Annotated in this window: 10 protein-coding genes; 4 read left to right on the forward strand and 6 right to left on the reverse strand. The window is 52.9% G+C overall.

Annotated elements, in window-relative coordinates:
- Positions 1–121: 121 nt before the first annotated feature.
- From PBA01S_RS13280 to PBA01S_RS13295, 4 genes are all read right to left on the reverse strand, one after another.
- Complete coding sequence (locus tag PBA01S_RS13280) at positions 122–2,197, reverse strand: methyl-accepting chemotaxis protein (protein ID WP_127576156.1); 2,076 nt, start codon at positions 2,195–2,197, stop codon at positions 122–124.
- Positions 2,198–2,315: 118 nt separating this feature from the next.
- On the reverse strand, positions 2,316–3,161 hold the full coding sequence (locus PBA01S_RS13285; protein ID WP_016313721.1) for a sugar ABC transporter permease: 846 nt from the start codon (positions 3,159–3,161) through the stop codon (positions 2,316–2,318).
- Complete coding sequence (locus PBA01S_RS13290; protein WP_016313722.1) at positions 3,158–4,462, reverse strand: carbohydrate ABC transporter permease; 1,305 nt, start codon at positions 4,460–4,462, stop codon at positions 3,158–3,160. The genes PBA01S_RS13285 and PBA01S_RS13290 overlap by 4 nt, the downstream gene beginning before the upstream one ends.
- 97 nt (positions 4,463–4,559) lie before the next feature.
- The gene (locus PBA01S_RS13295) at positions 4,560–5,885 is read right to left on the reverse strand and encodes a sugar ABC transporter substrate-binding protein (protein WP_016313723.1); all 1,326 of its coding nucleotides are present in this window, start codon (positions 5,883–5,885) and stop codon (positions 4,560–4,562) included.
- 597 nt (positions 5,886–6,482) lie between these two features.
- Between PBA01S_RS13295 and PBA01S_RS13300 the strand changes: the two genes are divergently transcribed.
- The 4 genes from PBA01S_RS13300 to PBA01S_RS13315 all read left to right on the forward strand — a co-directional run bounded on the left by PBA01S_RS13300 (position 6,483) and on the right by PBA01S_RS13315 (position 12,676).
- A complete protein-coding gene (locus PBA01S_RS13300) occupies positions 6,483–8,225 on the forward strand; it encodes an alpha-glycosidase (protein ID WP_085279104.1) in 1,743 nt (580 codons plus the stop codon).
- A gap of 254 nt (positions 8,226–8,479) precedes the next feature.
- Positions 8,480–9,517 carry a LacI family DNA-binding transcriptional regulator gene (locus tag PBA01S_RS13305; RefSeq protein WP_127576157.1) on the forward strand — a complete coding sequence of 346 codons (1,038 nt, stop codon included), beginning with the start codon at positions 8,480–8,482 and terminating at the stop codon, positions 9,515–9,517.
- A 113-nt stretch (positions 9,518–9,630) separates the two neighbouring features.
- Positions 9,631–10,296, forward strand: coding sequence for a beta-phosphoglucomutase (gene pgmB / locus PBA01S_RS13310; protein ID WP_127576158.1), 666 nt, complete (start codon positions 9,631–9,633; stop codon positions 10,294–10,296).
- A gap of 73 nt (positions 10,297–10,369) precedes the next feature.
- Entirely contained in the window at positions 10,370–12,676 is a 2,307-nt protein-coding gene (locus PBA01S_RS13315) for a glycoside hydrolase family 65 protein (RefSeq protein ID WP_127576159.1), read from the forward strand.
- A gap of 315 nt (positions 12,677–12,991) precedes the next feature.
- Here PBA01S_RS13315 and pulA read toward each other — a convergent pair whose 3' ends face one another.
- The gene (gene pulA, locus PBA01S_RS13320) at positions 12,992–15,016 is read right to left on the reverse strand and encodes a type I pullulanase (protein WP_127576160.1); all 2,025 of its coding nucleotides are present in this window, start codon (positions 15,014–15,016) and stop codon (positions 12,992–12,994) included.
- Between the two features lie 347 nt (positions 15,017–15,363).
- Positions 15,364–16,188: a carbohydrate ABC transporter permease gene (locus PBA01S_RS13325; RefSeq protein WP_127576161.1), complete on the reverse strand. Its 825-nt coding sequence runs from the start codon at positions 16,186–16,188 to the stop codon at positions 15,364–15,366.
- Between the last annotated feature and the right edge of the window lies 1 nt (position 16,189).

Here is a 16,189-nt window from a genome sequence, read left to right on the forward strand (position 1 = left end):
GCGACACGAACAACATGAGCTACATCAGCCATCAGCCACATGAGCAACATCACTAACATCAACCATATGAGAAGCACAAGCGCCACGCGCCCAACCAACGTCCAACTGGTATTGGCTCGTGTTATTGACTCGCCGTACCTTCACCCTGGAACGCGCTGAGCGAGCGCTGCAGTTGCCCTGCCAGATCCTCCAAACGAGCCGACAGATGGACCAGCTCCGCGCTGACCCGGTGTTGCTCTTGAGACATGGAGGCCACCTCTTCGGTGGAGGCGCTGGTTTGCTCCACCACCGAACTGACCGTGTCCACAAATTCCTGCAAGGTCGCTTGCGATTGCAGCAGCTCCTGAACGGAGGCGGAAGAACTCCGGATTTCCTTTATGAACTGCTCCATTTCCCCTTTGACGTTCTGGAAGATGCCGGCTGCTTCTTTGACCGCCTCGGTCTGGGCCACGAATAATGGCGCGATCCCCGTCAGCACCTCCACCGTTTGGCCGATCGCCTCCTGGATTTCCTCGGTAATCGCCGATACAGTTTGGATCGATTCCCCTGAAGCGGCTGCCAGCTCACGAATTTCTCCGGCGATGACCATAAACCCTTTGCCGGCTGCCCCGGCACGAGACGCTTCAATCGAAGCATTTAACGACAAAATGTTCGTTTGCTTGGTCATCTCCACCATCGGGGCAAGGATCGAGCGGATCGACTGGGTGCTTTGGCTGAGCTTCGCCGAATTCTCCTCCAACAGCGCCGTCATCCGCGACACCGCCTCCGTCTTCTCCACCAGCTGCTCCATGTGCGCTTCCCCATTGCGGCTGACCTCGATGACACGACCGGCGGATTCGTCCATCGCCGCGTTCAGACGAGCCACTCGGCTCATTTGATCGCCGATCCGTTCCGCTGTCTCGGTCCCCTTGTCCGCCTCCACGGCCAAGCTCTCAGCTCCGGCGGCAATTTCACCGGTCGCCTGCGCAATCTCAGCGGCGGTCTGCGATGTATCCCGCGACGCCTTCGTCAAATTCTCCGCCGTAGCCAACAGCTCTACGGCCGAGCCATTTGTCCGTTCCACCAGCTGCGAAATCTGCTCCAGCATCCGATTGAAGCTGTGTCCCAGCCGACCGATTTCGTCATTTCCTTTAAAGCGGGTACGCACCTGCAAGTTTCCGCGTTCACCTTCCTCCATCAGCCGGCACAACTTCTCCAAGGGCCGACCGACCATGCGCACCAGGAAATAGCCGATCAGAGCGGCAACAACCACAGCGCCCATAAGGACGACCCACATGACGAGAAGCAGCCGGTCCGTCGCACTCAAGAAGTCGCTCTCTGGAGCATACCCGACAATCCGCCAGTCGACCGTTTGCAATGGTCGGAATACGACCAGTTGCTGTACTCCTTGCTCGTCTGCCGCTTGGAATGAACTTTCTCCCGATTCCACCTGCTTCGCATCCACCTTAATGACGGATTCCATCTCCAGAAGCGCGACATCGTTCGCATGGACAATCCGGTTATCGGCGGTAAGCACCCGCACCTGTCCGGTCTTTCCGATTTGGAGGTTGCCTAAAATATCCCCGAGTGCCTGCGCCTTAATCTCAAACAGCAGAATATACTCCGACTCCGGGTGATTAATATTCCGCAGCAAGCGGGCCATCGTGATCGTGGGCTCGGTATAAGCGTTAAAAAAACCTTTCTGCAACGCGGGGAACCACACGGGCTCGCCAGTCGCATCCAAGACTTTCCTCATCCGGCTTTCCACCGCCTCATCCGAACGCACCGAGCTGACTCCTGAAGACTTGTACGACTTCACGTCTTCCAGGTCCTTCGAAACGAGACGCACTCCCAGGAGGCGTTCATCCGCACTCTTCAACGCGTCCAATTTCTTGCGAATCCGGTCCTCGGCTTGGGTCTTCACAACAGTTCCGATCCCCGGCTGGGTCACCGTCTCCAGATCGCTCCTTAGCGTCTGATCCACAGCCAACTGCCGCGACGTAGCTTCATATTGTTGGAACAAGAAGTCGAGCTTGTCCGCGGCCTGTTCCACCGCCTGAGTGGAGGCGGAAGCCACCTGTTCCCGGATAATCTCCCGGGATGCCCGATAAGAGCTGAACCCTAACACGACGGACAACACGACGACTGCTGCAAATACGACGACAAACATCTTTAGGCCCACGGAATTCCAGTGCCGCCCACCGCGAAGCTTCTTCATTTCCGCATCCCCTTTTGATTTATGTATATATAGGATTCAATTAAGCCCCCATTATAAAAAAAGGGTATAACCCCACTTAACTGAGGCTATACCCAGGTGTCGCTCATCTCTTGCTGCATTATCCTTTGCTGGCGCCCGAAGTTAAGCCGTCAACAAGCAGCCGCTGCAGGAACATGAACAAGATCGTGATCGGGAGTGCGATCAGAACCGCCCCTGCGGCAAACAGCGTAAAGTTACTGTTCTGATTACTGCTGACCATATCCCACATCCCGACGGCCAGCGTCCAGTTTTCCTTCGTCCGCAGGACGAGCCGAGCAAAGATGAAGTCAACCCAAGGACCGACAAATTGGGTTAGCGCCATATACGTCAGCATCGGCTTGGACAACGGCAGAATGATGCGCCGGAAGATCAGGAAGTTGCTCGCTCCATCGATCCGTGCCGCTTCATCCAACGATCGCGGAATCGTATCGAGGAAGCCTTTGGCGATAAACGTGCCGCCGAGCGGGGCACCAGCTGCATATACGATGATCAGAGCCAAATGCGTATCCAGCAGCTGCATCTCCCGCAGCAGCAGATAGATGGCGATCATACTCATGAATCCCGGGAACATCCCCAGCACGAGCAGACCGGAAAGCGCCGTTTTGCGTCCGCGGAACCGGAACCGGGAGAGCGCATAGCTCGTAAGCAGCGTCAGCAGCACGCCCAGAATCATAGAGCAAACCGCAATTTTCAGCGTATTCAGGTACCAGGTGCCAAACAGATAGGTCTGGGATGTAAACAGTTCTTGATAATGTTCAAACGTAAACTTCTCCGGAATCAACGTTTTGCTGTAAAGCGATTTACCCGGCCGCAACGAACCGAAGACGACCCAAAGCACAGGGTAGACGGCGGCAATACACAGCAGGATCAGCACGATGTAGCTGGCGCCCAGACGAATCGCATTTCGGATTTTCCGTCTGCTCATTGGATCATATCCTCCTCTTTAAACGACTTGGTTCTGCGGTAGTTGTAAATCGAGAACGAAGCGATAATGATGAAAATGATGATCCCGATCGCAGAGGCCATGTTGTATTTGTTTTGGTTCAACGTCAGCTTGTACAGCCACGTCACCAGGAGGTCGGTCGCACCGGCATATTGATAATCGCCCTTCACCGGATCGCCGCCCGTTAATAGGAAGATGGCGTTAAAGTTGTTGATGTTGCCGGCAAATTGGGTGATCAGCGTAGGTGCCGTCGTGAACAAAATCATCGGCAGCGTAACGATCTTAAATTTCTGGAACCCGGTTGCTCCATCCACTTCCGCTGCCTCGTACAAATCTTTGGGAATCGTCGTAAGTACGCCCAGAATCAGCAGCATGGAGACCGGAATCCCCACCCACATATTCACGACGATAACGGTCACTTTCGCCCAGAACGGGTCGGTTAACCACGGCAACCCGCCAAGTCCGAAATAACCAAGATACTGGTTGATTGGACCAAACTGGCCGTTAAACATATTTCTCATTACAAGCAGCGAAATCAGCTGCGGAATTGCGTAAGGAAGAATTAAGATCGTTCTCCATAACCCTTTGAAACGAATGCCCTTCTGATTAATCAGTAACGCGACAAGCATACCGCCAAAATAAGTCGTTACCGTGGACAAAATCGCCCAGATAATCGTCCAGGTCAATACGCCGTAAAAGGTATGGCTCCAGGTTTTGAGCGCCACCAGGTTTTTAAAGGTCTCGAAGCCAACCCAATCGACCAGCATGGCCGGCGGAATGTGCTTCGGCGCCGAATAGTTGGTGAACGCAAGCAGAATCATGAACAGAATCGGCATTACGGTGAAAAATAAAATCCCGAGGGCGGGAATACTCAAAAATGCAACAGCAAACTTGTAATCCAGTACATAACGTATCGTTTGTTTAAAGTTATTGGGCGTCTTGCCTTTGTCCCGTTCCAGCCCAATGTTGCGGGCATCGCGAACGTTCATAATATATACGATGACAAAAACCGCCACAAACAGCAGCGTAATCAAGCTTTGGATCATGATGAAGATCGAGTGATCCCAGTTGCCGTTCATATTGGCTCCGGTTCTTGGCGTTTCGCCAAGCGTAACGATTCCCCAGAGCGCAAACCCTAAGTTCCGGATCAAATAGATCACGCTAAATGCTTCAAAAAGGACGAACAACAACCCTTTGATATATTGTCGGTTGTAGAGTTGTCCCAGGCCCATGCACAGTATCGACAAAAGCGTCGCCCGATCCCGATGTTGGTGTCGGTCCATTTCCCTTCCTTCTCCTCTCCCTTGGGAAATTAAGGATGACCCGCCGCTATCAGCGGCGGGCTCAACCTTCCCTCACTGGGTGACAGTTCGTTCTGCCTTACTCTGTTGCCCCTTGGTTCAAATCCCGAATTTGTGTCACGGCATTTTCCATCGCGGCTTTTGGATCTGCATTGTTATTCCAGATTTCCGGAAGCGCAGCGTTAACAGGAGCCCAAGCATTAGCCATTTCCGGAATGGAAGGCATCGGCTGGGAGTTCTTCGCTTGCTCAGCAAAGACGGAAACGAAAGGATCGTTTTTGATTTGATCGGTTTCCAGCGCTTCCAGGTTCGTCGGTACGGCGCCGACTTTTTCATTCAGCAGCAACTGAGCATCTTTCGTGGAAGCGAAATGAGCGAACAGTTTAGCTGCATTCGGGTATTTCGTAAAGGAGTTTACGACCCAAATTTTAATACCGGAGAAGGTGATCGCTGTTTTGCCGTTGATGGAAGGATATAGAGCAAGACCCAGGTTGTCGCCGAGAGCGGCTTTGTATCCTGCCAATTCCCAAGGACCGTTGATGTCCATTGCCACGTCGCCTTCGTTAAACAAGCTGCGTTTGATGTCCGGGTTGATGTCGCCGCTGTTGATCGGCAGAGCTTCCTTCAAGCTTTGGAACACTTTCAAGCTTTCGATTGCGCCATCGTTAGCCAAACCAATATCGTCTGGGTTTGTGCCGTTATCGCCGAACAGGTAACCGCCGGTGCTCGCGATAAACGGATAGTTGAAGTACATGTTGCCGACTTCCCACATGATGCCGTATTTGTTTTTGGATTTGTCGGTAAATGTTTTGCTGAATTCCAGAACGTCTTTAAAGTCTTTAGGTGCTTCTGGAATGAGCGATTTATTGTAGAACAAAGCCATCGTCTCAGCTGCTCTTGGATAACCGTACAGAACGCCGTCATAGGTGGCACCTTGGATAGCAGCTTCCGTGTTGCTCTTCGTCGTTTCTTCGGCGAAGGCATCGTTTGGCAGAATCAAGCCGGAAGTCGCTGCGTTCCCCAAGTGGTCATGAGGGACGATCAGCACGTCGGCTGCCAGACCGGACGGTCCGTCTTGCGTCAACTTCCCGATTTGGTCGGTTGGCGATACTTCTTCAATTTTTACAGGTACGCCGTATTTTTCAGTGAATTGTTTGGCCATTTCTTCAGTGAATACTTTCTCTTCTTTACTTTCCCAAATGAGGAGCTCAGCGCCCTCTTCCGGAACAATCACATCAGCGGAAGCGTTCTCCCCAGCACCGGTATTCCCCGTATTTTCCGTCTGATTCGCCGGAGCATTCGCACTTCCGTTGTTGCCGCCGTTATTGTTGCCCGATCCGCAAGCAGTGATCGAAACAACCAAGGACAGCGCTGCGATCAAGGTCAATGCCTTTTTGAACTTCATGACTATAACCCCTCCTAATTTTAAAGACGTGACGCGCAAACGTTTTCAGAAAATACCTGAAACTATGACTCCTCCGCAGCATCTTCCCGGGATAGTTTAGTATTTCCCGCCCGAAAGCGCTTTATCCACGCCCCCATGATACATCATGCTCTGAGAGTTGTAAAAACGTTTGCACAAAGGGTGAACACGGGTTAATCATCTACTTTCTCCGTTTTTCTTTTGTTTGCTTCGAAATTCGCATTTTTTGTAATTGCGCAACTTTATTTTGAGACAAGGAAACGTTGCATATTTGCGCAAAATTTTCGTGATTTTCGGGACACTCTCCTATGTCGCCGCTAAGTTTATCCTCAATCATCAGCTTTACAGAAACATGACTTCTTAATCATCTTGTGCAATGGTTTGAACAGTGTTATAATCCGGATCAATGAGAGCAATACTAGCTTTGCCGTTCGGTTACACAATTTGAAGGCACTGTTATCGAAAGGTACATCCTCGGCCCGTTTCTTCGGCTTGGATGTGCTTTTTTTGCTTCCAAAGCAAGTGGATACGGGGGCCTGGCGGACAAAGCTGTCCACAATCCACTAGGAGGGATTCATCATGTTACTTGAAGCGGTCTATCATCGCCCTAAGCTGAACTGGACTTATGCTTACGACCACAAAACGCTTCATCTGCGCTTGCGCGCGAAGAAGAACGATCTCACCGAGGTCTACGCCTTTGTGGGGGACAAATACATGTGGGATCAAAGCAAAGAACTGATTCCGATGACCCTGATGATCAGCGACGAAATGTTCGATTATTGGGAGTGTACCTACCAACCGCCGCTGCGCCGAACGAGATACGGCTTTCTGCTAAAGTCCGGCGACGAGCAAATCTGGATGACAGAAAGTGAGTTTACGAAAGAGCGTCCTTCCGGTCCTGAACGGCTGTTCGAATTCCCGTTCATTAATCCAGTTGATGTCTTTACGCCGCCGGCCTGGGTGAAAGACGCCATCTTCTATCAAATTTTCCCCGAACGCTTCGCCAATGGCGATCCAAGCAACGATCCAAAAGGCGTTCTGCCTTGGGGCGGCAAACCGGAGCGCGACAACTTTTTTGGCGGGGATTTACAAGGCGTCATCGATCATCTCGATCATTTAAGCGAGCTTGGCATTACCGGGATCTATTTTACTCCGTTGTTTGAAGCGACGACAAACCATAAATACGATACCGCGGACTATATGAAGATCGACCCGCATTTCGGCGACATTGCCACGGTCAAGAAGCTGGTTCAAGCCTGCCATGAGCGCGGAATCAAGGTACTGTTCGACGCGGTATTTAACCACTCCGGCAAAACCTTCGCTCCTTTCGTTGACGTGATGGAGAAAGGTGAAAAATCCCGCTACAAAGATTGGTTCCATGTGCGCGAGTATCCGCTGCAAGTGAAGGACGGCGTGCCAAGTTACGATACATTTGCTTTCGAGCCGCTGATGCCTAAGCTGAATACGGAGAATCCGGAAGTTAAAGAATACTTGTTGAAAGTTGCGGAGTTCTGGATTAAGGAAGTGGGCATCGACGGCTGGCGGCTGGACGTCGCCAACGAAGTGGATCATGCCTTCTGGCGTGATTTCCGTAAAGTGGTAAAAGCGGCCAACCCGGACGCCTACATCTTGGGTGAGATTTGGCATGAGTCCTCCGCCTGGCTGCAAGGGGACCAATTTGATGCCGTGATGAACTATCCGTTTACCGAAGCCGTGCTGGACTTTGTCGTACGCGGCACATTGGATGCCGAGGGCTTCGCCAATGCGATTGGTAAGCAGCTGTCCCGTTATCCGCTCCAAGCAAGTGAAGTGGCGTTTAATCTGCTGGACAGCCATGACACACCGCGCCTGCTTACACTATGCGATGGCAACAAAGCTAAAATGAAGCTGGCCGCCCTGTTCCAATTTACGTACAGTGGAACGCCTTGTATTTACTATGGCGACGAAGTCGGCCTCGACGGCGGACCGGATCCGGATTGCCGCAAATGTATGGAATGGGATCCGAAGCACCAAGATCATGACTTGTTCGCGTTTTATCAGAAGCTGATCAAGGTTCGCAAGCAGCTGGCTCCACTGCGCACCGGCAGCCTGAAATTCCTGCTCGCCGAGAAAGGCGGCTCGAAGCTTGCTTATGAACGCGTACTGAACGGGGAGAAAGTGCTTGTCCTGCTGAACAACTACGATGCCGGGCAGACCTTTACGATCCCTGCGGATGGGAACACGTGGCGCGATGCCTTCAGCGGTCAAACCTACAACACCACAGACGGCAAACTTGCCGTTAAGCTTCCAGCATACGGTTATGCCGTTTTAACGCAAGCCTAATGATCAACAGCTTTTTAACCCTGCAGTCGGCCCGAATTCGAGGAGAGAATGGGCCGGCTGCATTCTTTTTTGCAGGTAAAACGTTTGCGCAAAAATCACATGAAATCCCTGCATTTGACGCCCATTTTCGAAGAGAACAACAGGTAAATCCTGCGGTGCTATAAGGGGTTATCCCTAGATTCTCTATTTACTTTCAGAATTCTTTAGATTAATATTACAGTGTAAAGCAAACGGTTCCACAGAGGAGGTTTTTTATGGCTGTCACCATTAAGGATGTTGCCAAAAAGGCCGGCGTATCGCCCTCTACCGTGTCCCGGGTGCTGTCCAATCATCCTAGAATCAGCGAGGAGACCTCGCGTAAAGTAAAGCTCATTATGGACCAGCTTGGCTATCACCCTAACATTATGGCCAAGAGTTTGGTCTCCAAAACGACAAATAGCATTTGTATCCTGCTGCCAAAGTCCGCCGAGGAGTTGTTCTCTAACTTCTTCTTCATGGAACTGATTCGCGGCATTGTCACCCAAGCCAGCCGCTTGGGCTACGACGTGCTGATCAGCTCCGGAGCCAATGAGAAAGAGGAAGTCGAAAGTGTATCCAGACTGCTGAACGGCCGCCGGGTGGACGGGGTCATCTTGCTGTATTCCCGGCAGAACGATCCGGTGATCGAGTTCCTCCATCAAGGGGGTCATCCGTTTGTACTCATTGGGCGCAGCGAAGAATATCCTGATATTCTGACGGTGGATAACGATAATATCCAGGCGTCGTACGACGCCACGAAGCATTTGATCGCGTTAGGCCACGAACGGATCGGGTTCGTCAGCGGACCACCGGAGCTCGTCGTTTCCAAGGACCGATTGAAGGGCTATCAGGATGCGCTTCGAGATGCAGGCTTGGAGAGTCGGCCCGAATGGATTGTCGAAGGTGAGTTTTTGCAGGACAGCGGCTATCGGGCTATGTCGTTCTTCATGAATCTACCGGACCGTCCGACGGCCCTGGTCATGATCGATGACGTCGTAGCGTTTGGCGTGCTTCGCGGCCTGCATGAGCTGAAGTACAAGGTACCTGAAGACTTATGCCTGGTCAGCTTCAACAATATTCCGTTGTCCGAGCTTTCAACGCCGCCGCTGAGCAGCATGGATATCGGCATTTACAATCTGGGCTATACGGCTTCGCAAGTGCTGATCCAAGCGGTTCAGAACAACGGCGACAAGGTGTATCCGAAACGGCAAATTATTCCGCATCGGCTGATGGTTCGTGAGTCGTCCATGTATTCGGTTCCCAAGAAGCCTTGAGGCAACAGGTTGCATTAGACATTGGAGAAAAAATAAACGGAAGCTCACGCTTCCTTTATTTTTCACGCTTTGTTCAAACGTTTGCGCTAAATCCACCATAGAGGAGGTTCGTTATGAATCCCATTCAAGCTTGTTTATTTGATCTCGACGGCGTGCTCGTGGATACCGCGAAATACCACTATCTCGCCTGGAAACGGCTGGCCGCCGAGCTCGGCTTCGAATTTACCGAACAGGACAATGAGAAGCTGAAAGGCGTCAGCCGCAAGGCCTCGCTCGACATCTTGCTTAGCGTGGGCGGCCTTCAACTGGAAGACAGCGTCAAGCAGGAGCTGGCTGAACGCAAAAATAACTGGTATGTCGAGTACATCTCCCAAATGGACGCGTCGGAAATTCTGCCGGGAGCGCTGGAGTTCTTGCAGCAGTGCCGGGAAAACGGATTGAAGACCGCGCTAGGATCAGCGAGCAAGAACGCCCCGATCATTTTGCGGAATACCGGGCTTACCCCGTACTTTGACGCGATCATCGACGGCACTCGCACCTCCAGCGCCAAGCCCGATCCGGAAGTTTTCCTGCTTGGCGCTCAGGAGCTCGGCGTGGCCCCTGAAGCCTGCGTCGTGTTCGAGGATGCAGAGGCCGGCATCGAAGCAGCCCGGCGCGCAGGCATGCGCTGCATCGGCATCGGTTCGCCCGATACGCTGGGGCAAGCGGATCGGGTTGTCTCCTCGCTGGGCGATGTTTCGATCACCCTGCTGCAGCAAATCGCCGCGAGCGCGGAATAAGCCCCAAGTGTGAATACCTCTCGTTCTTTTTTTACAGACTAATCTATTTGAAATGACTAAAGGAGCGGTTAATGTGAAACAGTATTTGAAAGTGGATCCCTGGTCCATTCTGGAAGAATCGTTTGATCCGGCGAATCATGAAATTTCGGAAAGTATCTTCAGTATCGGCAACGGTTATATGGGTCAACGTGCGAATTTCGAGGAGCAGTACAGTGGACCTTCTCTGCAAGGCAGCTACATGGCTGGCGTGTATTATCCGGACAAAACCCGGGTGGGCTGGTGGAAGAACGGTTATCCCGAATATTTTGCCAAAGTGCTGAACAGCACTAACTGGATTGGTATTAACGTATTTGTAGACGGCGTCGCGCTGGATTTGGCCGAATGTCAGGTGAAGGATTTCGTTCGAGAGTTGAACATGAAGGAAGGTTACCTCTACCGCCGCTTTACCGCCGTGATGAAGGACGGCAAGGAACTGGCTGTGGAAGCACTGCGATTCGTCAGCATCGTACGTCATGAGATCGGCGCCATCCGTTACGCGGTAACGCCGCTCAACTTCAACGGGGAACTGCGCTTCGCGCCTTATCTCGACGGCGACGTCATGAATAAGGATTCCAACTATGATGAGAAATTCTGGCTTGAGGTGGAAAAATCCGCCGGTACCGACGTCTCCTACTTAACCGTAAAGACGAAAAAGCTCGACTTCCACGTCACCTCGGTGATGGCATTTGATGTGGAGCAAGGTGGGAAAAGCCTGGAGCTCACCCCTGCGTTCCACGAGCAAGAGAAGTTTGTCTCCGCCGAAGTGGCCGTGGCAGCGGTCTCCGGTGAGACGGTAACGTTGTACAAATATGTTGCGAATGTGACCTCCCGCGATCATGGGCTTGGCGAGTTGGTGAAAGTGGGCACGGCCGCCCTGCACTCCGCGAAAGAGGCCGGCTTCGATACGCTGAAGAAAGAGCAAGCAGAAGCTTGGGCGAAGAAATGGGAAATGAGCGACATCATCATCGAAGGTGACGTGGCGGCGCAGCAAGCGATTCGTTTTAATATTTTTCAATTAAACCAAACCTACAGCGGCGAGGACGACCGACTGAACATCGGGCCTAAGGGCTTCACCGGTGAAAAATACGGCGGCAGCACCTATTGGGATACGGAAGCTTATTGCTTGCCATTCTACCTCAGCACAGCGGAGTCCGATATCGCCCGCAACCTGCTGATTTACCGCTATAAGCATTTGGAAAAAGCCAAAGAGAACGCCCAAAAGCTTGGTTTCACAAAAGGCGCGCTCTACCCGATGGTAACGATGAACGGCGAGGAATGCCACAACGAATGGGAAATCACATTTGAGGAGCTCCATCGGAACGGGGCGATCGCATATGCGATTTATAACTACGTTAACTATACAGGAGATAAAGCCTATCTGGGCGAATACGGCCTGGAAGTCCTCGTTGAAATCTCCCGCTTCTGGGAAGAACGCGTGAACTTCTCGCAAGTGAAGGGTAAATACGTGATGCTTGGCGTCACCGGCCCGAACGAATACGAGAACAACGTCAACAACAACTGGTACACGAACCGGATCGCTGCCTGGACGCTCGAATACACGCTGGAAGTGCTGGAAGAGCTCAAAGCCCAAGATGCTGCGCACTATGCGGCGCTTGTGGAGAAGCTGGGGCTTCAAGAAGCGGAAACGAAGCAATGGCAGCACATCATCGACAATATGTATTATCCGTACGATGAGGAGCGCGGCGTGTTCCTGCAGCAGGACGGCTTCCTGGATAAAGAACTGATTCAAGTGAAGGATCTGGATCCGAAGCATCTGCCGCTGAACCAGAACTGGTCTTGGGACCGGATTTTGCGCTCGTGCTTCATTAAGCAAGCCGATGTGTTGCAAGGCTTGTATTTCTTGAGCGACCGGTACGACCTGGATACGAAAAAACGCAACTTCGACTTCTACGAGCCGATGACCGTTCACGAGTCCTCCCTCTCCCCTTGCGTGCATGCGATTCTTGCCTGCGAGCTGGGATACCAGGAGAAAGCCTACGAGATGTACCTGCGCACCGCGCGCCTGGACCTCGACAACTACAATAACGACACCGAAGACGGCTGCCATATCACCAGTATGGCCGGCACCTGGATGGCGATCGTGCAAGGCTTCGGCGGCTTGCGCGTTCACGAAGGCGAGCTGGTGCTGCATCCGTTCATCCCGTCGCACTGGACCTCGTTCTCGTTTAAGGTGATGTTCCGCGGCGCTCGGCTGAAAGTCAACGCCACTGCCGACAGCATCATCGTCACGAACGAATCCGATACGCCAGCAGCGATCCGCATCTACGACCAAAGCTACACGGTTGATGCGAACAGCCAAGTGCAAGCGAAGCGCCAGTAACCTGCGGCGCTGAGCTTGATGCAACCACCCCCATTGGTTTGGGGGTGGTTTTTTTTTGGCTTCATTTGAACAAATCGCGGTACAAAAAAGGCCTTATTTCAATCCGGCAGGAGCAAAACGCCCCATTGCGGGGGCTCCTGCGGAGAATTAAGGCCATAAACTACCGCTATTTTGTTCAAATGGGGCGTGTACGCGGAAATAAGGGAAATATGAGGCTTATTTCCGCGTACGCCGCCATCGCCGGCGGGCAAGGCTCAGCCGGCCGCCGGCGCAATGCCAAGGGCAACGGGGCTCGTGCCCCTCGCCCTTGCGCGATTACCGCGGGACGGCGAGGACGACGACGCCGACCCCGCGCACCTCCAGCCGTGCTCCGCCGGCTGGAGGCCCCCCTGCTGCAGCGGGCGACGCCGCTGCAGCTTCACCGCTCGCGCCCGCTTCCAGCGCGAGCACGTGCTCGCCGCCAAACCGGACCTCCCACGGTCCGAGGGCGGGCAGCTCCAGCGACAACGCGCCCGGGTTCGCGTTGTAGAGCACGTACAGGTGGCGGTCGGGATCGCCACCGGCGTGGTCGCGCAGCGTGAACGCCACGGCGTGCGGCGGCGCTGCCTCAAAGCGCAAATGCGCGCGAATCTCGTCCGCCGTCTTCAGGCGGAACGCGGGATGCGCTTTGCGCAAGGCGATCAGGCTGCGCATATAGGACACGTCGTCCTGATGCGCAGCGCAGCGCTCCCAATCGAGCCAGTTGACCTCGATGGGCGATTTATAGCTGTTCTCCACGCCGCCCTTCGTACGCATAAATTCCTGACCGGCGTGGAGGAACGGGATGCCCTGGCTCGTCAGCACGATCGCGGAGGCGAGCCGGTGCATCGCCCGGCGTTCTTCGTCCGAAGCGCCCGGCGTAGACAGCTCGATTTTGTCCCATAACGTATGATTATCATGGCACTCCACGTAGTTCACCGATTGAACCGGCTCGACCGCGAACTGTCTGAGCTGCCCCCCATAGTTAATTCCCCCGGCTACGCCGCGCTTCACGCCGTCCTCGAAGCCGTCACCGCCACTGATGAAGCCTTTGCGGTCAAAGATAAAAATATCCCCTTTCACCGCATCCCTCATCCCGTCGTTAAACATGCCGATGCCCGGCAGCTTCTCGGCGTTGTCCTGGTTGGCCCGAAGCTCCTTGGGGAGCACTGTCTCCATCATCCAGCCTTCCCCGATTGTCAGAATCGTGGGGTCGATTTCGTCTAACCGCCGACGGATTTCATTCATCGTTTCGATGTCGATCATTCCCATCAAATCAAAACGGAACCCATCGATATGATACTCCCGCACCCAGTGCAGGATCGACTCGATAATATATTTTCGCATCATCGGCCGTTCGGAGGCGCACTCGTTCCCGCAAAATGTTCCGTCGGAGAACGTCCGATCCGCCTTGTACCGTAAGTAATAACCCGGCACAAGCTTCGTGAAATGAATCAGATATCCATCATATACATGGTTGTACACCACATCCATAATCACGCGTAGTCCGCGGGCGTGCAGCTTTTGGATGAGATGTTTCAGCTCAAGGATCCGGGCAGCCGGATTGTGGGGGTCCGTCGAGTAGGAGCCCTCCGGTACGTTATAATTCTGAGGATCGTATCCCCAATTGTAATGGGGTTCATCCAGACGGCTCTCATCCACACTCTCCTGCGAGTAATCATAGATCGGCAGCAGCTGCACATGCGTGACGCCAAGTCCAGTAATATGGTCGAGTCCCGTCGGAATGCCATTTGGGCCCCGAGTGCCTTCCTCGGTCAAGCCGAGGAACTTGCCTTTTTCACGGATGCCGCTTTGCGGGTGAATCGACAGGTCTCGAACATGCAGCTCATAGATCACCGCATCCGTCGGTGAAGCCAGCGGCGGCTTCTGATCGTTCTCCCATCCTTCTGGATTGGTGCTGCGCAGGTCCAGGATCGCCGTCTTTGTCCCGTTCACCCCCACCGCTTTCGCGTAAGGGTCAACGGCCTCGTTCCACTGCTCCCCCACCTTCACACGGTACGTATAGAATAATCCCCCGCAATCTTCCGCTACCGTCAGGGTCCACGTTCCTTGCACATCCCGCTTCATGGGCAGCTCCTTCACCGGCATTCCGTCCTCCGTTTCGTACAGAACGACGAAGGCTTCGGAAGCGGTGGGGGCCCACAGACGAAAACGAGTTTCTTCCGGGGCATACACTGCACCTAAATCATCACCATCGTATACATACATCTCATCAAACTTCGCATCAAACACCGAGATTCCCCCGGTGACCGTCACATCTCCGTAATCGATGGTACCGTGAAACTCTTTTTGTACCGACAACATCCTCACTCCAATCCCGTTAAATTCAGCAGCACGTGTTTCATTTGAAGTCCGAAGAATTTCGCCCGCACACAGTTAAGAAGCTAAGCCCGATGCAGACAAATCCCCGTAAAAACCTGTTGTCCATGCCGCTGAATCCCTCGCCCTCTGGGGTATGCTCATTCATCATATGGCTACTTTTCCCCGAAACGTTCCACAAGCTGTGTCAGGAACATGTAATCATCATCCCCCACAGGCGGTTTCAAATATTCATAGACAACGGGCGCTATGTGCTGGATTATATCATCGGCTCAAAAGTTTGGTCAATCGTTTGCACAAAAGGCTGAATTCATGCTTTTTCGCTTGTTTTACCCTTTCACCGCACCGGCTGTAATGCCAGCGATAAAGTAGCGCTGCAGCAGCAAGAACAGCAAGATAATCGGGATCACGGCGATCAGTGAACCAGCGAACACGATCCCCCATTGCGTCGTATACTGCCCTTGGAAATTGGCCAGGGCAATCGGCAACGTCCGCTTCAGCGGATCATTAATGATAGTCAGCGCCCAGGGGAACTCTTCCCACACCGTCAGCGCGTTAAAGATCGTGGCTGGAACAAACGCCGGCTTGGAGAGAGGCAAAATGATGGAAGCAAATAACGTCCAGGCGCCGCCCCCTTCCATCTCCACCGATTCATCGATATCCCGAGTGATGGAATCGAAAAAGCCTTTAAGCAAGAACGTGGTAAACGGAATGGACCCTGCAGCGTAAACAACGATTAGCCCCCACCTTGAATCAAATAAACCCAGTTGACGAATCAGGACGAACTGGGGAATCAGCAACGTCAAACTAGGGATCACCAAGCCTCCCATAATAATCGCAAAGCTGAGGCTTTTTCCCTTAAAGTCAAACCGCGAGTAAGCAAAAGCTAACATAGAAGACAGCAGAAAAATAAGCGCAAAGCTGGCCAAAGTCACCAGCAGGCTATTCAACAAATATAACGCGAAATTTTGACTTCCCCACGCCTCTCTGAAATTGGATAAGGTCATTTCCGAAGGCAAAAAGCGAGGCGGAAACTCAAACAACAGCGTCATAGGTTTGAGAGCAGTTAGCAGCATATACACTAAAGGGTAAATCGATATCACTCCGCCTGCGACAAGCAGGGCGTAGATGCAAAATGTTTTCAGCGAGCGCATA

Origin of the sequence: Paenibacillus barengoltzii NBRC 101215 (genome assembly GCF_004000745.1) — a bacterium.
Lineage (GTDB): Bacteria > Bacillota > Bacilli > Paenibacillales > Paenibacillaceae > Fontibacillus > Fontibacillus barengoltzii.